The 22,998-nt window shown below is 54.4% G+C and carries 24 protein-coding genes and 1 pseudogene; 7 read left to right on the top strand and 18 right to left on the bottom strand.

Annotation, left to right across the window (positions count from 1 at the left end; translation table 11 throughout):
- Positions 1-1,066 precede the first annotated feature (1,066 nt).
- The 3 genes and pseudogenes from ACR3FF_RS05230 to ACR3FF_RS05220 all read left to right on the top strand — a co-directional run.
- Positions 1,067-1,456: an SWIM zinc finger family protein gene (locus tag ACR3FF_RS05230; RefSeq protein WP_458186668.1), complete on the top strand. Its 390-nt coding sequence runs from the start codon at positions 1,067-1,069 to the stop codon at positions 1,454-1,456.
- Between the two features lie 24 nt (positions 1,457-1,480).
- Positions 1,481-1,660, top strand: coding sequence for a hypothetical protein (locus tag ACR3FF_RS05225; RefSeq protein ID WP_458186666.1), 180 nt, complete (start codon positions 1,481-1,483; stop codon positions 1,658-1,660).
- Positions 1,661-1,675: 15 nt separating this feature from the next.
- Positions 1,676-2,053: pseudogene (locus ACR3FF_RS05220) on the top strand (SprT-like domain-containing protein); the annotation flags it as partial.
- Between the two features lie 365 nt (positions 2,054-2,418).
- Here ACR3FF_RS05220 and ACR3FF_RS05215 read toward each other — a convergent pair.
- On the bottom strand, positions 2,419-2,937 hold the full coding sequence (locus ACR3FF_RS05215) for a hypothetical protein (protein ID WP_458186664.1): 519 nt from the start codon (positions 2,935-2,937) through the stop codon (positions 2,419-2,421).
- Positions 2,938-3,624: 687 nt separating this feature from the next.
- Here ACR3FF_RS05215 and ACR3FF_RS05210 point away from each other — a divergent pair.
- The gene (locus ACR3FF_RS05210) at positions 3,625-3,864 is read left to right on the top strand and encodes a hypothetical protein (protein WP_458186662.1); all 240 of its coding nucleotides are present in this window, start codon (positions 3,625-3,627) and stop codon (positions 3,862-3,864) included.
- On the opposite strand, the gene ACR3FF_RS05205 is transcribed toward ACR3FF_RS05210, so the two are convergent.
- The 8 genes from ACR3FF_RS05205 to ACR3FF_RS05170 all read right to left on the bottom strand — a co-directional run bounded on the left by ACR3FF_RS05205 (position 3,827) and on the right by ACR3FF_RS05170 (position 9,121).
- Positions 3,827-4,111, bottom strand: coding sequence for a bacterio-opsin activator domain-containing protein (locus ACR3FF_RS05205; RefSeq protein WP_458186672.1), 285 nt, complete (start codon positions 4,109-4,111; stop codon positions 3,827-3,829). The two genes, ACR3FF_RS05210 and ACR3FF_RS05205, sit on opposite strands and share 38 nt — an antisense overlap.
- A gap of 336 nt (positions 4,112-4,447) precedes the next feature.
- A complete protein-coding gene (locus ACR3FF_RS05200) occupies positions 4,448-4,837 on the bottom strand; it encodes a HalOD1 output domain-containing protein (protein ID WP_458186660.1) in 390 nt (129 codons plus the stop codon).
- 76 nt (positions 4,838-4,913) lie between these two features.
- Positions 4,914-5,390 (bottom strand): DUF7344 domain-containing protein, encoded by a 477-nt coding sequence (locus ACR3FF_RS05195; protein ID WP_458186658.1) that lies wholly within the window; start codon positions 5,388-5,390, stop codon positions 4,914-4,916.
- 254 nt (positions 5,391-5,644) lie between these two features.
- Positions 5,645-6,106 (bottom strand): thermonuclease family protein, encoded by a 462-nt coding sequence (locus tag ACR3FF_RS05190; RefSeq protein WP_458186656.1) that lies wholly within the window; start codon positions 6,104-6,106, stop codon positions 5,645-5,647.
- A 706-nt stretch (positions 6,107-6,812) separates the two neighbouring features.
- Positions 6,813-7,523, bottom strand: coding sequence for a helix-turn-helix domain-containing protein (locus ACR3FF_RS05185; protein ID WP_458186655.1), 711 nt, complete (start codon positions 7,521-7,523; stop codon positions 6,813-6,815).
- A gap of 802 nt (positions 7,524-8,325) precedes the next feature.
- Positions 8,326-8,700, bottom strand: coding sequence for a DUF7344 domain-containing protein (locus ACR3FF_RS05180; protein ID WP_458186654.1), 375 nt, complete (start codon positions 8,698-8,700; stop codon positions 8,326-8,328).
- Positions 8,701-8,720: 20 nt separating this feature from the next.
- On the bottom strand, positions 8,721-8,906 hold the full coding sequence (locus ACR3FF_RS05175) for a DUF7563 family protein (RefSeq protein WP_458186653.1): 186 nt from the start codon (positions 8,904-8,906) through the stop codon (positions 8,721-8,723).
- A 14-nt stretch (positions 8,907-8,920) separates the two neighbouring features.
- Entirely contained in the window at positions 8,921-9,121 is a 201-nt protein-coding gene (locus ACR3FF_RS05170; protein WP_458186651.1) for a DUF7835 family putative zinc beta-ribbon protein, read from the bottom strand.
- A gap of 1,719 nt (positions 9,122-10,840) precedes the next feature.
- Between ACR3FF_RS05170 and ACR3FF_RS05165 the strand changes: the two genes are divergently transcribed.
- Entirely contained in the window at positions 10,841-11,353 is a 513-nt protein-coding gene (locus ACR3FF_RS05165; protein WP_458186649.1) for a helix-turn-helix domain-containing protein, read from the top strand.
- On the opposite strand, the gene ACR3FF_RS05160 is transcribed toward ACR3FF_RS05165, so the two are convergent.
- The 7 genes from ACR3FF_RS05160 to ACR3FF_RS05130 form a co-directional block, all read right to left on the bottom strand.
- The gene (locus ACR3FF_RS05160; protein WP_458186647.1) at positions 11,345-14,194 is read right to left on the bottom strand and encodes a type IV secretory system conjugative DNA transfer family protein; all 2,850 of its coding nucleotides are present in this window, start codon (positions 14,192-14,194) and stop codon (positions 11,345-11,347) included. The two genes, ACR3FF_RS05165 and ACR3FF_RS05160, sit on opposite strands and share 9 nt — an antisense overlap.
- The gene (locus ACR3FF_RS05155) at positions 14,187-15,251 is read right to left on the bottom strand and encodes a DUF8128 domain-containing protein (protein WP_458186646.1); all 1,065 of its coding nucleotides are present in this window, start codon (positions 15,249-15,251) and stop codon (positions 14,187-14,189) included. Before ACR3FF_RS05155 ends, ACR3FF_RS05160 begins: the two co-directional genes overlap by 8 nt.
- Positions 15,248-15,508 carry a hypothetical protein gene (locus tag ACR3FF_RS05150; protein ID WP_458186644.1) on the bottom strand — a complete coding sequence of 87 codons (261 nt, stop codon included), beginning with the start codon at positions 15,506-15,508 and terminating at the stop codon, positions 15,248-15,250. The genes ACR3FF_RS05155 and ACR3FF_RS05150 overlap by 4 nt, the downstream gene beginning before the upstream one ends.
- Complete coding sequence (locus ACR3FF_RS05145) at positions 15,505-18,417, bottom strand: VirB4 family type IV secretion system protein (RefSeq protein ID WP_472850147.1); 2,913 nt, start codon at positions 18,415-18,417, stop codon at positions 15,505-15,507. Before ACR3FF_RS05145 ends, ACR3FF_RS05150 begins: the two co-directional genes overlap by 4 nt.
- 43 nt (positions 18,418-18,460) lie before the next feature.
- Complete coding sequence (locus ACR3FF_RS05140; RefSeq protein WP_458186640.1) at positions 18,461-18,697, bottom strand: hypothetical protein; 237 nt, start codon at positions 18,695-18,697, stop codon at positions 18,461-18,463.
- Positions 18,698-18,886: 189 nt separating this feature from the next.
- A complete protein-coding gene (locus ACR3FF_RS05135) occupies positions 18,887-20,290 on the bottom strand; it encodes a TrbL/VirB6 family protein (RefSeq protein ID WP_458186638.1) in 1,404 nt (467 codons plus the stop codon).
- A 10-nt stretch (positions 20,291-20,300) separates the two neighbouring features.
- The gene (locus tag ACR3FF_RS05130; protein ID WP_458186636.1) at positions 20,301-20,831 is read right to left on the bottom strand and encodes a hypothetical protein; all 531 of its coding nucleotides are present in this window, start codon (positions 20,829-20,831) and stop codon (positions 20,301-20,303) included.
- 135 nt (positions 20,832-20,966) lie between these two features.
- Here ACR3FF_RS05130 and ACR3FF_RS05125 point away from each other — a divergent pair, with 135 nt between their 5' ends.
- Together ACR3FF_RS05125 and ACR3FF_RS05120 are read left to right on the top strand one after the other, a co-directional pair.
- Positions 20,967-21,200, top strand: a complete 234-nt coding sequence (locus ACR3FF_RS05125) for a winged helix-turn-helix domain-containing protein (RefSeq protein ID WP_266080753.1) — start codon at positions 20,967-20,969, stop codon at positions 21,198-21,200.
- Between the two features lie 169 nt (positions 21,201-21,369).
- Complete coding sequence (locus ACR3FF_RS05120; RefSeq protein ID WP_458186634.1) at positions 21,370-21,564, top strand: hypothetical protein; 195 nt, start codon at positions 21,370-21,372, stop codon at positions 21,562-21,564.
- A 9-nt stretch (positions 21,565-21,573) separates the two neighbouring features.
- On the opposite strand, the gene ACR3FF_RS05115 is transcribed toward ACR3FF_RS05120, so the two are convergent.
- Together ACR3FF_RS05115 and ACR3FF_RS05110 are read right to left on the bottom strand one after the other, a co-directional pair.
- Positions 21,574-22,116, bottom strand: a complete 543-nt coding sequence (locus tag ACR3FF_RS05115; protein WP_458186633.1) for a hypothetical protein — start codon at positions 22,114-22,116, stop codon at positions 21,574-21,576.
- A 268-nt stretch (positions 22,117-22,384) separates the two neighbouring features.
- On the bottom strand, positions 22,385-22,930 hold the full coding sequence (locus ACR3FF_RS05110) for a hypothetical protein (RefSeq protein WP_458186631.1): 546 nt from the start codon (positions 22,928-22,930) through the stop codon (positions 22,385-22,387).
- Between the last annotated feature and the right edge of the window lie 68 nt (positions 22,931-22,998).

Genomic DNA, 22,998 nt, shown 5'->3' with positions numbered 1-22,998 from the left:
ATAGCAACTAATAGGGTTGAAGCAATGTATAGCTATTGTAAATAATTTTAATAAGCTACTCAATGCTCACTTGTGGCCTATGAGTCGTCAAATCGTGCCCCTTTTTACTGCGCCCTCAGCGACTTTTTTGACGATGAAACACCCGTCATAAAACACGAAGGAACGAATTCCATCGAGAGTTTCCAAACGTCGTCAGACATATGGATTAAATCAGTGGACAGCAAGGATGTTCGTGAGAGCTTAGACGAGGTTTCGAGCTACCTCCGGTATGTACTAGACGAAATACCACTTGACGCAGCCAAGAGATTGCCTTAACGATCGGGGTGAGTACGCCGAAAAGCCTCGTCCAGTGAAGTAAAATCCGAGTACTACCAATCCGACGGCAGCAAACGTAATCAGGCTATCAGTGACGGCAATACCAAACAGTCCGAACATGGTGAAATGGATGCCATAGAGCATATTTCGGACGGCTCCAAGCTGTGTGAGATCGGCTTCAAGCACCATACGTACGACAAGGTTTCATTCGTTAAATAGACTCACCAAAATTTGTCATTGATTGTCGAGTAGCACCTCAAGTTGCTAAAAATGCATTGCAGCGCGAAAAGTGACCTCTTACTGAGAGCAATAGGTTCTCTTTGATCAACTATTCCTCCGGAATCCACCAGATAACCACCCGCGGACTCAATTTCCCACGTTCCAACTTACCCTGCCCGTGAAGCTCCTCGAGCCGCTGATGTACTGGCCGCCGCTTCATTCCAACCGTATCTGCGACCCACCGAGCGGTCACTGCCGGAAACTCTGACTCACGGATCACCCGAAGAATATCGTCATCAGTCGTTTGCTCCGCAAATCGTCCCTGCTCGTCGCGTTCACTCTCGTTCTCGGTCATAGCACATAGTATCGCAGCCATCCACTTAATACCGACTCCTACGTAGGATACCGAAATCTTTAATACCGTATCCCACATAGGACATGGTAGGAAGAACGGTGCCCTCGGGCGTGTGTAGAAACGCGCCGGGTGCTAGAACACCCGGCACCGGTCTTCCAAATGCAACTCCGAAAGACCATGTCAACGAAAACGCCTAGTGAACTTGAAGCTGACGAGACGGCACAGAAACGCGCACAGTGGGAACAGTTTTCCTTCGACGTCGATGCCCCCGGACTCGTAGAAGTCACCAACGAGAGCCATGAGAACCCCGCAGCCCACCAGTACACCGTCTCCATCGATGACGTGACCGAGGAGCTGATGGCCTGCACGTGTCCGCACCATGTCCACCGCAACGCCTTTTGCAAACACATGGCGGCCGTCGAAAACGCAACTAGCGACGGAACACTCGACGCCTTCCACACAGAGGACGACAACGAAACCGAACCCGAAGACTGTGACTGTGACGGTCTCGGTGACTTCCCGTGCTGGCCATGCGTGAGAACGGGACGGAAGGAACTACCGAACTAACCACCCCTTCAGCTCTTTTTATCCATGGCACGCCAATTGACGTTCTCGGAGATTACCGACCAGCGAACGCTGACAGAAAGCCCGAAACCTGCGACCGATGATACCCCTGAGACACCGACAGACCTGCTCGACCGAGCACGACAGCACGCGACCGACGTCTCCGTCGAACACTTCCCAGGCCTGCCGGTCGAAACCATCGACTAGGAGGTTTCACACCGAGCCCAACGACAGGCGGGCGTCACGAAGTACGACCCTGCAACAGAGGCAATCACGATCACGCTGACCTGGACGGCCTACGAGAAGCATGGATGGGAACAATTCAGTTCCACCGTCCGGCACGAACTGATTCACGCCTGGCAGTACCACGAATTTGGCGACGCGGATCACGGCGCAACGTTCACCCGCTGGACGGACGCCCTCAATACTTCGCAGCACTGCGAACGCTTCACCACGCCAAAGTGGTGGCTTGTATGCGAAGACTGTGATGGTCGGATTGCCCGATATCGACGCTCGAAAACAGTGCGCAACCCGGAGCAGTACAGGTGTAGCAAGTGCAGTGGGTCACTCCATGTCGAGGAGGAGGCCAACGGCCACTAACCAAGTCTCGTTTACGTAGTTCTCGCGATAAGCAGTAGATACGAGGAAGATTTTGGCGAGTTGCAGTGTTCTTCGTGAGTCTATTCTGCCCCTCTTGCTTTGGATTTTCAGCCTATAGTCGGTTAGTAGGTGATACTAACCTCTGTATTTCCACTTTTCTCCGGCTGGCGATCACCAAACCAGGTGTTTGAATCGTGGTATAGCTGCTGATTATCCGCTCTTTTTAGTACGAAGTCGATTTTCTTCTCCCTAAAATCATAAGCGGCAGTGGATCCCGCAGATCCAAGTTAGTAGTACATACTAACCTCTCCACTTGACCCATTTGCACGGAAGTGGTTCGCCGTCTAGCGAAACTACAGAGTCAATTAGTCACTCCGCTGAATAGCTGTTATGAGTTGGCTTTTTGGAAGCCACTCATCGGTGAGGCTGGGAAGACCATCCCGGTTGCAAAACTGTTGCTGGTGGTCTTGCAGCTGCTTCGCTAACCGCTCGTGGTGATCGGTATCAGCCTCTATATTTTCAATCCCTTTTTCGAGTGAGTGGATCTTGTGTGCAAGCCGCATGAGCGATCGTGCGGCCGCAGAATTCTCGAAAAGAATCGCGTCTTCCGTTTCTCGGGTGATGGTTCCAACGAACATCGTGGGGGTAGTTTTATCCATGGATCCACCCTTCTCGTCAGCCAACCACTCCGGCAGTTGAATGAGAAGCTCATCAGTGTCAAGAAGTCCCAATAATTGCCATAGTTGTCGGGACTTCTGTTCATCGAGAAGTCCCCGATCCCGGGCTTCTTCAAGAGAGACATTGTCGTCGCCAGTGACCGTTTCTGAATGCCACTCACGGACGAATGCGTCGTAGTTGGCGTATTCGGTGATCAGGTCAGCCACTCTATCAGAAGAGAGGGCGCAACAACATTAATTCCCCGACCGACCCTGGTAACTGTCTGATTATTCGGCTCTATCTGAACACTCCTGAGAATGTCACGTGTCTCTCACCATCCAGACAGCCAGAGTTAAATTAACATTCAGCCGTCAAATCCTCGGTTTCAGAATTCGCATACCTCCCGCAGTATCCCGGGCGTCGGTTGTCGTGTCGCGTCACGGATCATCCGGAACGGCTTTACTCTCTGTTAAGCCGCGTGATGCCGATTGGAATGTCGTGACTCTTCCCAAACCAAATCATATCGCTGGTTCGTCAGTCGCTCGACGGGGTAGACGTCCGTTTTCGACTCGATTTCGACGGTCGCTTCATGCCGGGACATACGGTCAGCTGACGTCCCGGCGGGAAGGGGGATAGACACGACGTAATTGGGGTTCACGTACCTGCAATACCGGTATCGTAGAGAATGCCACACTCATCACACCGGACTAACGTCTCCGAATTCGGTATCGTCTTGGGAGAGTTGCCGAGACTGGCGGTGATGTTGCCGAGATGCAACCCGAGATCGGTATACGCGGCTGCGTCACAGTTAGGACAAGGCATAAGGTATGTATTTCGGCGAGGGGTCATAGAAATGCGGATTCTCTCCGTGGGACATGAAGGGGAGTTATTCCAGTGGGGAACTAACCACGACTATGTCCCACTACGAGGCTTCCTTCGAGATAGACTCGAAGACCGATTCGTACGCCGCACAACGGCTTCTTGAGCAAGTATATGATACAATTCGGGAAGAATCGCGGAGCGTTCGAGAAGGAACGGACGATGCTGATAAACTCCTGCAAGAGTTCCAAACGCTTCGGGACGCAGCGAAGCGTCGAACGCCAGGGCGACTGACCATCACCTACGAACAAGACGACGGCGAATTCGAAGATTGAAATTGGCTGTTCCTTCGCCGCTGAGCACTTCCACACCGAACTCGACTAATGCTCGAACGAGAGCATCAATGTCAGGACTCCAGTTGACTGAATAGAGAATTCGATCTGGTGTCGGCGTGAGTTGGACAATCTCCTCGACAAGCGCATCCTCTCGCAGCGTGGTCTCAACCTCCTGTTCACGATCGCTTTCGACCCAAAACAGTGGAATGATCCCTTCCTGTGTCGGAACGATCCGTTCGAGTTCGATCTCAACCTCCGGGTACGTCTACAAGATGCGCCCAAGCGGGAATGCATCCGCAGACACACGAATATCGGTGATTGTCGTGACCATGATGAGATTTCCCCTCTTCTCGTTTGGGGCTGCGAGTAGACCGTTATCGAAACCCCTTGTGGGCAAGCTCCGAGTAGAGACTACGAGGTAGAGAGTAATGAACTCGCGATATTGTAGCCCAACGTATTGAAGGTGAATTAGTACTGCGTATCACTCGAAACATCATCAATTGTAGTAAATATTGATGCTCATGAAGGGATAGTGGTCAGTGGACGTAAAAGCGATTTTATAACTGAAACGGCTGTGCCAAAATTACAATCCTTCGGAATCTGGTCGTTCTCCTTGAGCAGTAGGCTCAGAAACCATAATCCATCCATCACTGGCAACCTCGACGTGATACTGATTATACCGGAAGGAAACACTCCCTTCACTATCGCGGGTCTTCCCGGCGACCTTGGGACCAAAGAAGCCGTCTTCGATCGCAGCGATATCCACACACTCGTACAAGGGTGGATCTTTGATATCTACGGGAGCAACGTCTGCGGCGTCCGCGATTGCGAACATGATTTCGGTAGTGAGATCGCGGTGGCTCTCTCGTTCGTAGTGAGCCTGTGTCATAAACGCCATGTCGGGATCGTCAGGTCCGTTTCCGTCCTGTGCAAGTCTGGTACCATCCTCGGTGTGGTCATTACTTGAGGTCATCTGTCGTCCTCCGTGTGAAACTGTCCTATCGTACTGTCATGCCCGAGGCAGTGATACCTCTTTGGGTGGCCATGGGTTACTCGGTATCCTCTCGGTCGAAGTCGTGACGAGCATGCGTTTCTTGCCGATTGTCGAGACTGCCACCGGCACCCTCCAACGCAGTCAATACCTGGACCGCATGTGGACCAGGAGTGATCGTCTCAGTCTCGTCATCGAACTCGATCACGTCCAAATCCACGAGTTTCGGCACGTGGCTGTGATAGAGCGACACGTACATCTCCTGGCGCGTGAGCGTCGCGATGTTCGCCTCTTTCGTATCAGTCTCCCAGGCAGCGAGTTTGGTCGCAAGGTCATCAAGCGACCATTCGGTCTCTTCAGAGAGGGTGTAAACGAGGTAGCGTCGTCGTGGATGCCCAATCGCCTCGAAGACGGGTTGTAATTCGAGGACAACTTCCGAGACATCGATGTCGAGATCGCGCTCGGCGGCGCTCTCCTCGCCGGACTGACTGGAATTAGTCTCCCACTTGTCGGGAGGTGGGTCGTTCCCCGCCATAACCGATACTGAGGCGTCAAACGAAAAAAAATTCCGGTAGACACTGTTTTCCCGACCATATTCGGCAAATGCGCACTTCATCGCCGTATCGTACTACCCATGGGGGCTGGTATGTTCCAAACGCAACCATTTGGAGTCACCTAGTAATGACTAGCGGTGCTGTCCTTCTGTCAGTAGCAGATGTCCCCACGTCTGCTTAGTGCACCCCCCAGCAGTACATGTTCAATACAGAATGTTCGTCGACTGAGGAGTGATTAGGCTGTTGTCGTGGTCGTGTTCCAGCGGCCATAGCCGTGTTGTTTGGCCTGATGTTGTTTGCGCATGAATTCCTGGCGTTTGCTGAACTGGCCGTCTGGCACGCGAGCGTAGCCGATACGGATCAAATCAGTGTTGAACATGAAATTCCCGATGTAGATGTACGCTTGCATGCGACCGTTGTCTGTTGCATTCACCTGTGGATCAGAGACGACTGTCACGACTTGATGATCCATTTGGGACTTCGTATAGCGAGCTGCCTTCGTGTGGATTGGACTGCTCTCAGGGACGCTCACACCGATCAAATCAACAGTGCGGTTCTTCCCATCGTATTTGATGGTGAGCGTCGTCGGATCGATTAGTTCGGTAACACGCGCTTGGAAGCGCTCGCTATTCTCTGGAGTCTCAATGTTTGCCGTTGTTGGTTGCCTTAGATACGTTGTCTGCGTTCGTGTCTCCACCTGAGGTTCTGTGGTGGTTGTTGTAGTAGTCGGTTCTACTGTGGTCGTACTAGCGATCGAGGTCGTCTGTGTTTCTATTCTCGTCGTCGTTGCCGCGGCGTTGTTACTACCACCGACTCCAAGCCCACCGAGACAGCCTGCGAGGATGATAGCCAGGACAAGTCCGAAAAGAGGGAGAAATCGCTGTATACTGGAGATGGTTGCTTTGTTTAGTTCAACATTGGGGATACCGAATGATGGCCGACGGCGAATGGAAACATACCGGACCGCCTTGCCCGAACGCTCGCCGCCGAGTACTTCCCTTAATTTGCTGTTGACAGTTTTGTACTACCTCACAGATCATTGTGTCTGCGCTTGGTCTCCCGACGAACGTCAGTCGAATTCAGCTATCGACAAGAGTTGCAAGGTTAAGACCCCCACTACCGTATGGCAATCTGCTGCTCCTTTTACGCGAGGAGCAGCAGAACATGGAGTAGGGATATTTCCCTGCTTTAAGGGTGATGGGTGGACCTTCATGGCCACCAACATCCTTTCATTGATGCGACCTAACAGATCTAGAAATAATCAAAACTCAGCTCCAGCTCTATGAGGACAGTAATCCAGACGCGTTCAACAGCCTCTTTGCACCGATACAGGTGAGCACTGAGCGAACAGTGACTCTCGAGCCGCTTGAGACAGACAACGCCTGATTTCTTTGGCGTATTCGCTAGTCTGTACTCGGTTCCCGGTCTGGCTCGGGAGAGTCTGTTTCTGGCGTTTCTATCGTTCCTGCTCTCTCGCCGAGAACATGGTTCACAAGGCTGCCATGGCCGCGCCGCAGTCGTTCAGAGAGCGCCTGATGACTGACATCGAATTCGTCGGCGAGTTCCTCTGCCGTGACATCGCGTGGGACCGAGTAATAACCGCGATCGGCAGCGTGTTGGAGGGTCTTTTGTTGGGAGTCCGTCAGTCCAAATCGATCACTCCGTTCATCACTGAACTCATGGATATTCTCAATGTCGAAGTCAATCCCATTCTTCTCACAGTACTCGGTGGTCCGGGTAATTGAATCATGGTCAGCAAACAATAGGCGCAGATGCCACGTGTCTTCTTGGCCGCTTGCAGCAAGTACCGTCGCTTTCTCATCCACAAGCATCCGAATTAAATGTTCAATCTGATCCACCCACTCGAGTTGATACAGACACTCGGTCTCGAACCCGGCAATCAGCTGGAAGTCAGCAACACTCTCATCAGCGCTAAACGCTGCTTCGAGCGTGCCTCGATCACTTGTACCGATCCAAATGAACGGTATCAAGCTGTCTCGATTGGTGGCGACCATTTGTTCAACCTCAAAAGTTACTGTCTCAAGCGTGTCAAGCGTATGCTCGAGTGCAAATTGCTTGGCAGGGACAGTCACTTCTACAAGTGTTCCAGTCATTAACGCGGGTCTAACTCGTGGCCGTATATCTCTGTTTCTAAAATCGCTAGTATAACTATACCATCGGAGTTTCACACCACGCGTTCTCTGAACGGCACTACCGAGGCTAGGACAATCGTGTTGAAAATGCGCTCATTCTCGGTCAAGGAGCCGCTGACCCAACGAAATGGGCGTCCAAATGAATCCCTTGGAAAAGCAACCGCGCTGATCAACCGACTTCATCTCTGACCTGCACGTATGACAGATGAACGGATCCTCAGCTGTGTTGAATGTCAGTGGCGAACAAGCACACGTGAATACTCATCGCATGAAGTCAATCAGCGTGCAATACGGCATTTTCGTACAACCGGACATCAAGTAATCTCGCCATCGTGGGATTTCTATGACGGGACTGATCCGTTTAGGCAGCCAGTAGTGCTCTCTTCATCTTGGTTTCTCCGTCGGTAGTCATAATTCAGATATGTAGACTACGAAAACGAGTGCGTTTGTCTCCCACCAATGGAGGAAGCGTTGAATGCAGGCAATTGTATCACCAAAACACGTTCTATCACGCAGAACACGCCCTCATCATGCATTTCGACCACGATCACGTACTCATTCCACTGCTGACTGTCACGCTTAGCTCGACTGAATCTTCTAACTCCTTGCAACCACCGGAGTTCGACGAACAGTATCGCGACCAATTGCATACAACAGTTCGGTCGCTTTGTCCGCGTTGTACAAGGAGCCGGATCTTCGGGTTGGCTACTGCTGCAGTGAATGAGCTACTGTCACCATTCGCGTTCTGATCTATCGAAAACGATCAGGTATCGTACTCTCGCAGGCGGTGCGTGAGCTGACCGATATTGGTCCAGCCACGCAGTTTTTCGCTCTCCCGGTCGTACCTGATGATATCGTGCTCGGCGAGCAGTGGCAAATGCTCGCTCCAGACGGCCTCCGTGATCTCTTCGAAGAGTTGAGTTGATCTGCCTCCTGAGCATCCCTCTAACTCTTGGTACGTGAGGTGTTCGATCAGCGATTCGATTTCGACCGGTCCGTCATATACCTGTACGTACGACAAAATCACTCGTCGCCGCTGGTTCGTGAGCAGTTCGTTGATTTCCGTTTCCGAAAGTCTCCCGCTAGTTTCTTCGTTAGTGATGCCTTCGAGATCGTCAGTCGCTTTTCTAGATATCATACGTATGCTCAAATGACGTCTTATAACTGAGTTGCGTGGCCATTTTTCACGTCAGTGCCATTCATGCAGTCTAAACACCCATGAACGCTGTTTTGATTGTCGCCAAAGACACGTGCAAAATCACGCGTGACGAAGCTCCCGCAGTTCTGGCACCGTGTGTCAGCGATTCGTGACTCTGGTTGGCGTGAGATGGTTGTCTGAGACATATTTTAATTCCTCATTACATGTTGTTTGCGCGCTGTTTGGTTGTCGTGCCACACTGCTGGCACTCTGTGACGCGGTAGGGCTCTCGAGAGAAGGATGCGTTTGAGTCCTTTTCACTCTCGGTGACGATCTTGATCGCCACGTGATGCGGCGTCATTGCATCGCAGTTCTCGCACCGTTCGCCAGGTTGGCTGTCAGTAGTCGCTGTTGTAACCATGATTTCTAGTAGTTCTGGAGGACTGCAGTGCATCCCAATCAGTTGCGCTTCGGTACAAGAAAATAGAACAAGCGGAAGCCGTCTTTGAGTATGGGTTTTACATGCAAGCCGTATTAAACCCGGGAGATAATACTATTTTGGTCTAGCGAGGATATTGCTTAAAAATCATGGAGTATATACTCCGACTTGCGTTGTTCCGTTGTGTTTGCTGTTGCAGGTGGTCGGTCGATACTTTTGATGACGTGCGACTGGAAGCGCACCGAACCGATCAACTTCGGCCGACCGCCCAGCAGCACCGAATAACCGCTACCCGTGACCACTGGACAGTCGGCCGGCAGAAACACACGGATGCCCACCCAGCAGAAACACAGCCGTTTTCCTTTGCTTTTCATCGGACCAACAGTCACCCCAGCTCCTGACATTCCCGCTGGTAACACACCAGAGTTCCGTTGTAGACAGCGCTCACTCGACAGTCCCACCACCACTAAACCTACCACTCTCCTGCTGGTACGCAGAGGACAGTCCACCGGGCTCTAGCCAGCTCATCTCTACTGTGCTTGTAGCCCTGGACAGTCCAATATGCTGCCCTATGCCGTCTCACGGCAGTCCCCTGACGTCCTGTGGACAGTCTGGCAGTGCTTTTCTGCCTCTCCTCGTGCGTTCTGCGGAAGACGGTCACTCTCCTATTGACACCCAGTATGGTGTCTATGTGGCACCCCATCTCTGCCGTCACACGGGCATTCCGTGAGTACGTGCTACTGGCACCCCAGCTAGTGCACTAAGATTGGTTGGCTGCGTGTCGCTCGTCGGCACCCCACTCCAGTGCGGATACTGGCACCCCTCATCGTGGCTTCGCGGGTTTCTCAGTATGTCCTGGCAGGGCAGACTGTCCACTTTCTCGTCTATCACTGGCTCAAGGGTAATCATGGCCACACTCGCTTGTGTTGGACGTCATTTCGCTTCTGCTGTCGCTGTGCTGGTGCTGTACTGTTGTAGCCTCCCTGCTGGACGGTTTCTTGCTGTGCGGTACACTGCTTGGTGCTCCTCATGGCGGCTTGCCGCTAGTGCTCTGTCGCTGTCCCGGCTGGTAGTGTGCTCTCTACTGTGGCCCCGTTGCTCGCACTGTTGGACTGTCTCCTCTCCTTGCGTCACCCTTCTGTTCTTCTCTGGGTCCGGCACGGCCTGACTGTCCCACTGTCTCGCTCTCTGTGTTCCTCGTGTGACCTCGGTAGACTGTCCTTCCTCTCGTAGTTCTTCTTCCCCGGTTGTTCTGCATGGTGGACTGTCCTGTTCTTCGTGTCTTGGTTGTCGTCGAGGATTCGCTTTGGCGGACTGTCCGGGTGCTATTGCTCTCGGCTGTCTGCCCTCTCGCATCGTTGTAGCTGGCTCTGTTGACAGCCTGTTGGGGTGCCCCTTTTCGCGTGTACTGTGTATCATCTGTTTTGTGATAGATTGGGGGTGCCCACTGGCTCTCGCTATACTGGATTCACCTTCTTTCATCGCGGGTCGTTCTACTCTGTATTCGGGGGGTGTCAGCCCCCGCGTTGTGTCGCGCACACTCCTTTCCAGTTTCTGACAGAATTGAGGGGGTTCCCCCTTGCCGTTATTTTTTGGTGTTGTTTCCCGCTTCATGCACAGCTATCGGGAATTGCTGATACAATTGGGTCCAACCATAATATTATAGTCGTCTCAGTTCATTATCGTTGCGTGTGTGCAATTATGGAATCTGATACATCCAACTCCACAACGGACCTCACTCCCGACGAGATTGAGCAGAAGCTGAATCATGGCAGCCCTCATCGGCGCAACATCCTCGGGGTGTTTGACGCCGCTGAAACGGACCACCTCAACACCTCAACACTCAGACAACGGGCCGACATTCCCACCGGCAGCATGAGCCATCATCTGAAGACACTGGAACGGTGGGGCCTGATCGAAGATACCGGTACGCGAGAATACAGCGGCGGTGGTGGCCGCAAGGCACGTGTCTGGCAACTCACCGCAGAGGGAGGGGCAATCATCGACGACAATCCAGATGTTCTCTCGCCGCCTGCTGGCGCGGCCACAGCAGAGCGTGTCACTGCGTTAGAGAACCGGATCGAGGAGTTAGAGCGAGAAACCCGCCAACGTCGTGAGACGATCATCGATATTCTCCAAGTGCTCACCGCGACACACGACGATGCAACACAGCAAAAAGTAACTGAAATCGTGAATAACGCCGATCTATCGTAGTTCGTTGAGGGAATCCGCCGCATCCTCCTCTTTCTCACAGTCTCCGTTGTCGGCCCCTGCTTCGGTCACTGGTTCAATTCTGCTGACGGGTGCCGCCTCGATACTCTTGTTGCTACTACTCCAGTCTGTGTCCGGCTCGTCGTCTTCACTGGTCGACTGTTTCCGTTGGGTAGATGCGGCGTCCACCAGATCGGTCACCGGCGTCTGTGTCTCGCCTTCATACAGCCGGATATCCATCGGTGTTTGCGTCTCCGGCGGCACCACGATCACATCCCATTCCACCGCGTCGAGGTCGCCATCCATTTCGTACTCGGGGATCACTGGCGGCTTGATGTTCCGCTCGCCACCGCTGGGGTAGGCACTCGCGTCAGTGAAGATGTCTGCTGCCGACTCGAACCGGGCATGGACGGTGTCCTCACTGTCACGTAGCACGTACTCGCCAGTCTGCTCGTCATGTACCCAGACGTTCTCTCGACTTCCAGGCCGGGTCATCGTCTCGCCATCGATCGTAAGCATCTGGGTGCCGGTGTAGAACCGCCGTTCGTCAGTCACCGGGTGATTGCTCCGACAACAGAATGGTTCGTGTGCGACCGTCTCATACACATTTTCGGCGACGTCCTCCCGGGCAAAGAACAGACACCGATGTCCGGCGTTATGGGCTTGGGCGAGATTTTTCACCGTCTGTGAGGGTTGAGTGCTGCCGGTCGTGTGTTCACTCTCGATATAGGCATCCTTCGCTCCCGCAAGACGATTCAGGAGAGCGTGATTGTCCCGATAGGTGGTCACTTTGGCGGTAATCGCTTCGGGATCATCAGCGTCGTCGATTGCAAGCATCTCGTCGACCCGTGCGAGACCGTCCGGCATTGCGTTGCCCGTCTGATCTGGAATTTCGAAGATGAAGCCGAGCTGTGTCATCGGGACATAGGCATCAGCCATCGGTGCCCAGTGTTCTGCCCCGCCGTCATTCTCGCTATCGCCGACGTTCATGAAGCTCCGAGAGCGCACCTTCACTTGGCTTTGGCCGCTTTCTTCGCGATACTCAAGATATGCCTCAGGGATGTCTTTGAGCACATGCCGCCACGCACGTTCGGCGGTCTCAACGCCGCCCCGTGCAGGTAGGTAGTCGGTGAGGCGATCGAGACACGCCTCAATCGGCATGAACTCACCTGGTTGCCCCTGCCGAATGCTCTCGTCGTAGATGGCTTTCAGTGCCGCATCACGCGATCGCTCATCATTCGCCGTATCGAGTGTCTTGGCACTCGCTTTCTCCGGCGTGACGGCTTCGTTCATCCCACCAAACTTGAGCTGGCGCATCATCTCGTCGTCAGTGAGTGGCGGGGCCGCAAACCGCTCCAGACTTTCAGTGATAATTTCCTCTGCTTCGTCTTCGTCCCGGATGTTCGGATACGGCGCAAACGTCTTGAGCTTGAGCGCACCAGAGAACCGGGTGCCGCCGTCTAACGGAATACGTGACCAGATTCGATGGTTTTCGAGTTCGGTGAAATCTTCGATATCACAGTCACTTAACCGCCGCGTGAGAGGGCGGGCGTCTTCGTCGTCCAGTACGCGGAAGAACACACCTGTGTTGCAGTTGTTCTTGACTGGTTTGAGCACACCCGACTCTTTGAGTTGCGTCGGATACTGACACGCCAGCGTCACCGAGAGGCGCATCGAGCGGGCACGTGCCAGCATATCATCGACGTCAAGATTCTTGTGAAGGACGCGGTCGGCCTCGTCGAGGATTGCGAAAAACGGCGTTTTCTCCGCGCCTTCGATCGAGCGGTTCTGAATCGCGTTCCATAGCGGCCGAAGCGTCCCGAGCGTCACGAGTTGCTTGATATCATCGTCAGAGACGGCTGTGCGAACGATTACGATCTTCTCGTCATCGAGGATCTCCCGAAAGTCGATCGTACTCTCACGACAGCCTGCGATGCGGCGGGTGACGGGACTCTCGACCCACGGTTTCAGCCGGGTAATCACGGGTCGCACGGCATCGTCATCCATCTCGGCGATTTCAGAGACGAACTCACCGACCCACGGATCGTCAATCTCGTCGGCGAAGTCCTCGCGTCGTTGGGCGTTCAAGAGGACGAAGTACATATCGAGCACACAGTACTGTTCGTCTGAATCCTCGATCTCGTGATTCGCTTGCATCATTGCCCGTGCCATGGACTCAACGATCGCATTCATCCGTGGGCCCCAGTAATCGTCACCCGACAGAACGGCCTTGAGCACCTGGATGCGGTCGGTGACGTGCTGTTCAAGCTCCATCTCGCTCTCACAGTCCGGCACTTCGAGGAAGTTGATCCCGATACTTCGATCGTGGTCGTCGTCACCCGGTTCGATCCAGATCACGTCGTCGTGCCGATATTCGGGAAGTTTCTGGAGGAGTTCTTTGCTGTCCTCGGCCTTGGGGTCGAAGTAGATGAACCCGTAGCCTGCCCAGGCGAGCTGCACCATCCAGTTCAGCATTTCGGTGGTCTTCCCGGCACCAGTGGTTCCGACAACCCAGAGATGCTGGAAGAGCTGGTTGAATTCGACGGGGGCCGGATCGAAGCCCTGCTGGGCGCTGTCGTTGTACCCAAGCCACAGAGGCATGTCTGGATGATCACGAGCACGTTCGAGCAATTCGCGGATCTCTGGGCCTGCCACCGGCCCTTGCTCTTTGGTTTCGGTGATCGTTTCGGTCATGCCGTCCGCCGCGTACTCTGCACCCGTTTGCGTGAACCCATACGGTTCGTTCGTGATCGTCGTCGGGACAGGTGCGTCTTTCTCGGCTTCATTCTCCGACGATTCATCAGTCGAATGGTCTTTCCTACCACCGAAGAGTCGATTAAGCATCTTTCTCCCCCGTGATGTACCCACTGTGCTCGTGGGATCCGACTGGCACTTCTTCACCGCGTTTGGTCTGGCGACGGTCGAGCTGGGCGATCGAGATATCCGCTGGTGGTAGATGCACGATTGGGGCGATCTCGAGTGACGTGAGCAACATCTTCTCGCCCGACCACTCCCGACGGGCCATCGTCTCCGCCAATGTGTCCGGCGAACTACTCGGCTCGACGATGAACGCTTGCTCGGTCTTTGAGTTGTAATAGCTCGCGAAAGAGGCACCGACCGCCTCGGCGTGGTGCTTGACCGCTTCCTTGTCATCACCGACCGAGAGGTGGCGAATCATCACATCGAACGCCTTCTCTTTTGCACGCCGATCGAGGACATTCCCGATTTCCGTTGCATCGGCTGTTTCTTTCTCGCGCTTGGTCTCGGCGAGGTCGTGAATCGTGTAGACGCCATTCAGATGGTAGTAGAGTTCGGTGAGATTCGTCGTGAGAAGGCGTCCCGTCTGCCAGTTCCGCGTTGTCGGGCGGAACATGACTTGGATGACGCTCCGTACTGGCTCCCGACCGGTCGCACCACCGGCTTTCACCGCATCATCTACGATATCCCCAAGGACGGTCTCGTATGGGTCGTCTTCGCGGAAGCCTTCGAGGTCACGGCGACGAATTGGCCACCATCGATGCTTCCGGAGCGTCCACTCACCACCGGCGACGTAATCCCCCTCATCGATGTGTATGAGGTCGGCCTCTTCCCGCCGAACGTCTGAATCAGGATACTTGTGCCGAAGGCGGGTAAGGAACCAGTGGAAATCGTCGCTACACGGCAGGTAGCGGAAGCTGATCTGCTCACCGTCGTAGACGATCTCTGCTGCACGGGGCACGCTTCGCTTGCCACTTAGGTCTGAGTGAGACGGATGGACGGATTCGAACCACTCGATTGCGGTGTCAATCCCGCCATCGTCTTTGAACGGCCGAACGCGAATGAGCTCATCACTGGCTTGGCTATTAGACTCTGTACCGAGCTGTGCAGCACGGTACTCGGCTGATCGGCTGAAGCGGCTCATCGGCCTGCCCCCGGAATGAGTTTTGAGGCTCCGATCAGCACACCGATGATCGCGAGATACGACGCAACGATGTCACCGAGCAGCGCGTTGAGTTCCGGTGCCGAGTAGCCCAGAAACGCCGGCACAAGACTGTTCGTGAAGAAGACCGCGAACATCTGCTCGGCGAGGAACGTTGAGAACGGCTGGATGAGTGGAACACTCGCGAGTGTGTGAAACGCAGCCACTACCATCTCAACAGCCTGGAATAGGAGGCTCATTGGTGCTCACCACCGTCAGCCGCCACTACCGAACGCTTCGCCGTCGTCTCGTTCTCCGACTCATCACTGGATTGCTGCCCATCATCGAAGCGGTCGCCAAGCTGGCGCTCTAAATACTCGTGCCAATTCCCGTGGTCACTCGGTTCGTAATCGACGATCGAGAACTCGACTGGATTTACATCCATACTCATCTCAACCCGCTGTGGGTAGCACTCTCGCGTACCGTCTTCGTCCACAGCGAGCAGCATTTCCGAATACCCACGGTCTTTGTCGCCCGGCAGGGCACTATTGACGAAGGTTGCCTCCTCGGCGTTCAGCCCGATTTCACTCCCGAACTCGGGCGTCATATCGTCCAGGTGGTGGAAGCACATCATCGAGGAGTTGTTGAAGATCACCTCTGCCTGCGATTTGAGCGCGCTCGTTCCCTCGTCGTCCTTTGCGTAGAACTCGCTGATCGACTGGGTGCTGAACAGCAACGAGAGGTTGTAGTGCCGAGAGTGACGGACAACCTGCTCCAAGAACGTGAGGTTATCCGCGTGCTTGGTGAGATACTGCGCTTCGTCGATTAGAATCATCGTCGGGTCGTCGCTCTCTTTGGCCATCTCATAGACCGACGTGAGGAGCAACCCGAGCATCAGCCCCGTCTCACCTTTCCCCTCCTTGAGTTGCAGGTCAAGGTAGAAACTCCCGCCATCAGCGTTCAAATCGAAGCCAGTTTCCTTCGTGAAGTGGCGATAGCGCGTCCGGAACGCTTCAATGTCCTCAGAGAGCACCCGTTCGGCCGCTTCGCGGGTTCGCAGCGGGACGTCCGTCTCACTCAAATCAGCGTCGAGGAGGTCGCCCATCTGGTGAATCTCGGGGTTATCGCCGACTCCAGCAATATGCGCAATCTCCTGAATCACGTCCCGAAGCGTCGGTGATTCGTTGCCGTGCGTGCCCGGGTCCTTCGTGATTCCCTTCTCGTTGTAGGCACGGCGTCCGGCTTTCTCCCAGACGTTCTTTTTCTCTGCTTCGAGTTCTCGGCCTTCGAGGTCGTAGAACGTCTCGACGAAACTTATGAAGCGCTCCATCGCCTCGCTGAACGGCGTCGTCCGACCAACAACGGATAGCTTCTCCTCGGGCGTTTCTTTGATCTCCAACGGATTGAGACCCGTCTCACCCCCCACGACAATCTGCTCAGCATCGAAGAGCTTCGACGGGCCCGCAAGCCCTTCGAGTGGATCGATGAGCACGACGTTCATCTCGGGGTTGCGTTCCTTGAGTTGTGTCAGAATTTTCTTCGATGTAGTGGACTTGCCGCTCCCGATCTTACCGAACACCATCATATTGTAGCCCATTCCCCGAAGATATGGATCGACAATCGTGGGTTCGTCCCGATCGTGATGGATGCCAACCTCGATTCCCGATGGCTCGTAAATGTTGTTCGAAGTGTAGGGCATCTGCTTTGCCAGTGCACGCCCCAGCATCGGCGTGGCCTTGTTCATCGAATCATAGACGAGTGGCGCGGCCGAGTGGGCCATCTCCTCCTGCTGGAAGTGGGCAGGCACAACCTCGCACCGGGCGGGTTGCTCTTTGAAGCGCTGTTTCATCGTCTTCGCCGCATCGAGCAGCTGCTCTTCAGAGCTGGCACGAAGGCTCACGTAGGTACTCGTCATGAACAGCCCCGATCCTGATTCGGTCAGAGAATCCTCGATGTCAGAAGCTGCTTGCCACTTCCGATAAGCCGATTCGGCTCCCCAATGGCCTTCCTGCTCTTTCTTCTCGTAGTCGCTTTTGTGTTTGATCTTGTTCTTCTGGGATTGTTGCCGGGCATCAGATTTTGAGACGCCGAGCGCGTGCGTGGAGAGCGTAATATGCACACCGGGCGTGTTCAACACGTCTCTGAACATGCCGATATCAGGGTTCTCCGGCCAATTCTCGACCCACATCCCGAGGACGTAGGTCTCTTCGTCCAGGACGAGATAGCGCTGATCATCATACCGAACTGATTCAGGAGCCAGAAATGACCGATAGTTTTCGGCGATCGGATCGGTGTCCTTCGTTTGTACGTCGACCTCGTAATCTGCGTCTACATCGGCGTTCGCACCTACAACCGGCGAGTCATGGATCAATGCCCGAATCGTCTCATCGGGAATGGTGGCTGCATTGTCCGCTCGGTAGTACGAGCGGAGCAACCGCGTGAACTCCACAAGTGAGATGGGCGTCCCGGTGATCCCATCAACGCTCCCGAGTGCTTGAACGACGCTTTCGACGCGCTTGTTCAGGCGAGCAGTCAGGTCAATGCGAAGCTGCTCGAGGTCGTCGCCGTAGTTGTTCATTCGACGGGCCTTGATCTGATCGCCGATGAACGGGAGGTTTGTTGCGCTTCCAAAGAGTCCAGCCGCGTCGTCCCATGATTCGGAGAGTTCGACCGGCATGACCTTCACGAGGACGTAATGCTCGCGAACAAGCACACTCTCGTGGTCATCGTCGATGATCTCCACTCGTTCATCGAGCAGACGACGCTGCAGGCGGTCCATTCCCGTGAGATCCTTTTCGTCGGGACGTTCAGCGGCCATCTCGTGATAATCCTCACGATAGCTCTGCTTATCCAGCGAGCGAAGCGTACTGTATTGCTCAATCTCGAAATCGACGGTTGTTGAGAGGGCTTCATCCAGCTGCTTGATGCGGTCTTCCCACTGCGATGCCGTCTTCGTGCTCATGTTCGCTGGGTCAACACGGATCGCGGCAACGACCGATCGGTCTGTCAATTCCACGGCGTTGTGTGCTGGGAGTGGCCGATTCACGGGAACCCACTCTTGGGTGGATTGGCCGCTGGTACTCGTCACGAATCGACGGACGAGAGGAACGGTTTGGAAGAGTTTCTGTGCGGTCGGATGCTCGTTTGGGGGTTGGGCGTTCTGACTCATTGGTTTGAATGTCGGGGTGTTGGTTTGCGGGTAATACTGTGGGTTAGCGGCGGTTCTGACGGGAATGAAGCTTCACCGATTGCCGGGTGAGCCATTTCGTCCGTTGAGCGACGAACTCACCTGCCGTGAGGTACGCTGGTTCAACAGCGAGCACAACTCCTGCACCTGCCAACGCGACGAGCGTCAGGAGAATGCCCGCGATTTGGAGTCGCTTCGGGAGGAATGGTGTCAGGACCAGGATCCCGAGTGCCGGGTAGATGGCACGAACGAGCTCGTTCATGTCCCAACGACCGAAGACATCCCGTCCGCTGGCCATTTGATCGAGAACTTCTGCTCCGGGTGAATCTGACATGTGTGATCGGGGTGTGTAGTGAATCACCGCAGCACAGTGCCGCTCGAGAACGACACTGCTTGACTGCGAGTGGGAGGACAGAACCCGTCCTCCGTGGTTACAAGTCGATACTGGCTGTCAGTCATCGGTATAGCCCTTCTTTCCGGACAACCGCCATCCGCCTTCGTTCCGACGCTTACGCATACTTTCGTTCGGACGTGAGGGCGCCATCTCCGGCTTCGATCCCTGCCGTGTGATGGGTGATTTCTTAGGTTCAGGGGAAGGCGAGGATTCGTCTGTGCCGCCATCTGACCGAATGGCTCGAAGATTTTGGCGTCGACTGTGGAGCCAATTGGTGGCAGATTCTTTGCGCTCTTTGGCACGCTTATAGGATTTCTCCATACCATCCTTCGTAGGACGACTGTTCCCGGCCGCTTTGCTCATCTTTCCCGCATAGCGTCGTGTTGCGATCGACGTCCAGCCGAGGATCGCGATCGACAGGACAGCGCCACCGAGAAAGCCCATTCCGACGAGCATGTCGCCGAGGACTCCAAATCCGAAATCGAAGTCGATGATCAACCCAAGGCGGAGAAGGAAGGCCGCCGGAAAGACGAGGATGAGCAGCGTGAGGTAGTGCCACGCTAATCGAGCGAAGAACCCACGTATCCACTCAGCTGGTGCCGTGAGCGCCATGATCACCAGAATGGGCATGCACACCTGATAGAGGATGAGTAGTGCGTGGCGCGTACCGAACATGATCGCCAAGGCAAATATCTCGGAGAGACTCGCCCCTTGGGTCAAGATGATAGTGAGTATTCCCCCAGAGGCGAGCTTGGCCAGTCCATTCAGCGTCGTGGCCATCTCTGCCCCACTCGGGGCGAGCATAGTTGCAAAGGCGTTGTTCAGCCGGGCGATTGCTGTCCCGATCTGCCACCAGAGGCCGATAAACATCCCGCCAGCCGTCGTCTTAATCAGTAAATCACCTCCATCAAGATCCCGTCCCATACCAGGTGCGGTGACCTTGATCGCGGAAAACCAGTGATTCAACACCAGCAGGACCATCGAGGTCGAGCCGACGAATGGAACGTAGAGCTGCCAGAAGATATCGTTCCAATTGGGATTCTGGTTCTCGGCGGGGTAGCCGAGGATACCGAGATAGCCATCATTTGTCGGGAATGGCGTCCCGACGATAAAGCCGGTAAAGGCGTTGATGAACTCCTCGATGGCCGTCGTGATTTGCTCAACAAGCCACGTGCCAGCGAGGAAATTGATCGCGATCTTCGCGGTCTCTTTCGGTCCCGGGATATCAGGCATGAACCCACCGAAGCCACCATTTCCGGACGAGCCACTGCCTGGCGCATGCGAGCCGTTGGCTGGCGACGTTGTGGTCGAATTATTGGCTGCAGATCCGTTGGGCGAGGTGGCTTGGAACATTGGGTGTGACGAGTGGGGAGTGGCGGCGATCGCCGAGGTAATCAGCATCGGAACGAGGAGGATGATGGCGAGACTGACAACCAACACTCGTCGGGTGTTGGCGTGCATGCATTCCTCCTTAGACACCGGGCAGACAGCTGGTATCAACCGGGAAAGCCATCCAGCCCATCATGATACCAAGCAGCGAGAGACCGACGAGAGCGCTAATGAAGCCCTTGTGCCCGTCCATCTGCATGCTTTTGAACGTCCCTTGCTTGCCACTCGACATCGAGAGTGCTTGTCCACCTCCACCGATGAGTTGGCTCAGCGCGTAGGCACCAACGAGGAACGTCCCGCCAGCGGTGAGAAAGAACGGGAGTGCCTGGCCGATGAACTTGGATTGATCACAGACGTTCACGCTCCCACTCGATTGGGCAGCGGCACGACCGATAACGAGCCCCGACGTGAGCGCGACACTGTATGCCTTCGGGATCGCTTTTGCAACCGTCTCATCCGTGACGCCGATTGCTTGACCGGCACGTATGGCCACCGTGTCTACCAACTCGATACCAGCATCTACTGCTTTTGCAATTGTCTGTGAAACGGAGCCACTAGGTGCTGTTTCCGACTCGTTTCTGTCGCTCTGCTCGTGGTTTCTTGAGGGAACCATATTCCATCCTACTAAACTAGAAATAGAAATAAATAGTTTACGGACAGTAGTGTCTTTTCGTACTTGACTATCCGTAAACTACAATAGGTCAATGACAGACAACACTTACGTATGATACGCTACGAATTGCAGCCGATGGTCCGACTAAAGGATGTTGACAAGCAAATCCTCGACCTGTTTCACGAAGGCGATCGAACGCAATCATATCTGGTCGACGAAACAGGCTACACCCGGCAATACATCCATCAGCGATTAGAAGTGCTGGAAGCAGCGGGCTATATCGAAAACATCCACGCCAAATCTGCACTGTACCACCTCCTCACTGACCCACGCGAAAACACCGAAGACGACCAAGACTCAAACTCATGAGCGCACTCAAAACCACCATCGTCGATGCGATCAAGCACAGTCGAAGAGTGCGCTTCTGGGGCGCAATTCTCCTGGCGCTCCTCGTTTGCTATGCATTTGGTATCAAGGGGATTGGATCATTCATCATTGTCCTTGGTACCGCCGCCGTTGCAAACTGGAGGGCGTAACGATGGGCGCCCTCGGGAGAGGAGTATCTGCAATTCTGTTCGCGTTTGGAGCTCCATTCATCGCGTTCGGACTCTCTTTCATCGGATTCTGGTACTACCTTTCGATGTACCTTCCCGAAGGCTGGGCAAAACCAGCGGCATTTCTTATTTCGCTTATCTGTGTCGTGGGTATCCTCCGCGATATCAGAAAAATCTGATCTCGAGGATCAAACCGGCTTTCCATCAACAGTGATATTCTCCATTACGTCACCCGACCCACGAAAGAGCATTTTCTCCGTCGCCTGCCAGCCGGGCGTCTGAACCTGCATATTCCGAACCGTGACATTGCTTGCTGCATCATCGATAACGAGTGCTTTCGTCGGCGAATCGTGGATTGTTATCGAGACGTTCTCAATCAACGCTTTCTGCACCGCATGAAGGACAGTGAGGCTCCATCCAGTCGGCTTCTTCTGGATGATCTGTGTATTCTTGACCGCACAAGAACCATCATCGATCCGGATGGGACGCTGCTCGTAGTAGAACTCGTCCCCGAACGACTGATCAATGATGACCTTGCACCCGATGATCTTCGAGTTCGTCCCACCAATCCGGATGTTTGAGGCCTGTGAATTGCCTGCAATGCAGTTTATCACTTCGGCGGTACCGTCTCCTGTACCCGGCTGTCCGCCGATCACGTAGATCCCGTTGTCAGGCCACCCGCCACAGATGACCCGTTCTAAGCGGAGCTTCCCCTGCGTACGTGGATGCATCGTAATTCCTGATGTGGCCCACGATCGACCAGCATACGGCCCACCGTCGTACGTATCGCGCGTGTTGATCGTCTTCTGGTAGGTGAGACCGCCATGTCGGATGTCGATATTTCGGGCTCGAATGAACGCATTCTCAGTTGCTGGATTCAGTCGGAATGGTCCCTGACACCCTAGCGAGTGCATGCCGACTTGCCCAATGTTCTGGATCACCGATTTCCCGGCGGTATGATGATTCAGAATCTGCATCCCTTCGTTCTTCCCGCGCCAATCAACTGTGAATCCCACCGAACACGAAACGTCCCTTGTGCGGTGTATCAGTCACTCCTATTTTGAAATGCTGAGCAGGGCCGTGATACTCCCCCTCGGTCACATCGAACCCCTCAATCGCGTCCACACGCCCGTGCGTGAGGACCGCGTTCTGCCCGATAATTCCGAGGTTACGGAGTCCAACGTGGCGATGGTTCGTATTGAGCTTGTACCGGCCAGGTGGGAAGTAGACGAGTGTATCGTCGTCGATCACATGGTCGAGAACATCATCGATCGCGTGCTCCCCTGTGTTGTCTGCGCCTTTCTTCGCGATGTTGACTCGGTGCTTGAACTGGTCGGCATACTTGGTCGGATCAAGTCTCGATGGTGTGCCATCTGTTGAATTCGTGCTATTGGTGCTGTTCGATCCATCATCAACCGCACCAATTCCACTGCCATACACACACCCGGACAGTGATGCAAGGCCGAGACTGGCGGTTGTTGCGAGAAACGCCCGTCGACTGTGCGATTCGTGGCCATCTGTGTCAGCGGTTGGTGGTGGTGTCATAGGGGAATCACTCGCGTTTCAGTGCAGGCGTTGTTTCTAGAATACGTTATTACCCACCATTAGATAAG

This window comes from Haladaptatus ordinarius (genome assembly GCF_054177595.1).
Note: the sequence above shows the minus strand (reverse complement) of the source record. Positions and strands in the feature narration are given on the sequence as shown.

Bases quoted from the DNA above. Each gene is read 5' to 3' on its own strand.
- ACR3FF_RS05130 (WP_458186636.1), bottom strand. From the start codon at position 20,831: ATGGTTCCCTCAAGAAACCACGAGCAGAGCGACAGAAACGAGTCGGAA.
- ACR3FF_RS05160 (WP_458186647.1), bottom strand. From the start codon at position 14,194: ATGCTTAATCGACTCTTCGGTGGTAGGAAAGACCATTCGACTGATGAA.
- ACR3FF_RS05170 (WP_458186651.1), bottom strand. From the start codon at position 9,121: ATGGTTACAACAGCGACTACTGACAGCCAACCTGGCGAACGGTGCGAG.
- ACR3FF_RS05115 (WP_458186633.1), bottom strand. From the start codon at position 22,116: ATGCATCCACGTACGCAGGGGAAGCTCCGCTTAGAACGGGTCATCTGT.
- ACR3FF_RS05200 (WP_458186660.1), bottom strand. From the start codon at position 4,837: ATGACCTCAAGTAATGACCACACCGAGGATGGTACCAGACTTGCACAG.
- ACR3FF_RS05195 (WP_458186658.1), bottom strand. From the start codon at position 5,390: ATGGCGGGGAACGACCCACCTCCCGACAAGTGGGAGACTAATTCCAGT.
- ACR3FF_RS05210 (WP_458186662.1), top strand. From the start codon at position 3,625: ATGTCCCACTACGAGGCTTCCTTCGAGATAGACTCGAAGACCGATTCG.
- ACR3FF_RS05175 (WP_458186653.1), bottom strand. From the start codon at position 8,906: ATGTCTCAGACAACCATCTCACGCCAACCAGAGTCACGAATCGCTGAC.
- ACR3FF_RS05155 (WP_458186646.1), bottom strand. From the start codon at position 15,251: ATGAGCCGCTTCAGCCGATCAGCCGAGTACCGTGCTGCACAGCTCGGT.
- ACR3FF_RS05165 (WP_458186649.1), top strand. From the start codon at position 10,841: ATGGAATCTGATACATCCAACTCCACAACGGACCTCACTCCCGACGAG.
- ACR3FF_RS05185 (WP_458186655.1), bottom strand. From the start codon at position 7,523: ATGACTGGAACACTTGTAGAAGTGACTGTCCCTGCCAAGCAATTTGCA.
- ACR3FF_RS05140 (WP_458186640.1), bottom strand. From the start codon at position 18,697: ATGAACGAGCTCGTTCGTGCCATCTACCCGGCACTCGGGATCCTGGTC.
- ACR3FF_RS05135 (WP_458186638.1), bottom strand. From the start codon at position 20,290: ATGCACGCCAACACCCGACGAGTGTTGGTTGTCAGTCTCGCCATCATC.
- ACR3FF_RS05230 (WP_458186668.1), top strand. From the start codon at position 1,067: ATGTCAACGAAAACGCCTAGTGAACTTGAAGCTGACGAGACGGCACAG.
- ACR3FF_RS05225 (WP_458186666.1), top strand. From the start codon at position 1,481: ATGGCACGCCAATTGACGTTCTCGGAGATTACCGACCAGCGAACGCTG.
- ACR3FF_RS05150 (WP_458186644.1), bottom strand. From the start codon at position 15,508: ATGAGCCTCCTATTCCAGGCTGTTGAGATGGTAGTGGCTGCGTTTCAC.
- ACR3FF_RS05120 (WP_458186634.1), top strand. From the start codon at position 21,370: ATGGGCGCCCTCGGGAGAGGAGTATCTGCAATTCTGTTCGCGTTTGGA.
- ACR3FF_RS05180 (WP_458186654.1), bottom strand. From the start codon at position 8,700: ATGATATCTAGAAAAGCGACTGACGATCTCGAAGGCATCACTAACGAA.
- ACR3FF_RS05145 (WP_472850147.1), bottom strand. From the start codon at position 18,417: ATGAGTCAGAACGCCCAACCCCCAAACGAGCATCCGACCGCACAGAAA.
- ACR3FF_RS05110 (WP_458186631.1), bottom strand. From the start codon at position 22,930: ATGACACCACCACCAACCGCTGACACAGATGGCCACGAATCGCACAGT.
- ACR3FF_RS05125 (WP_266080753.1), top strand. From the start codon at position 20,967: ATGGTCCGACTAAAGGATGTTGACAAGCAAATCCTCGACCTGTTTCAC.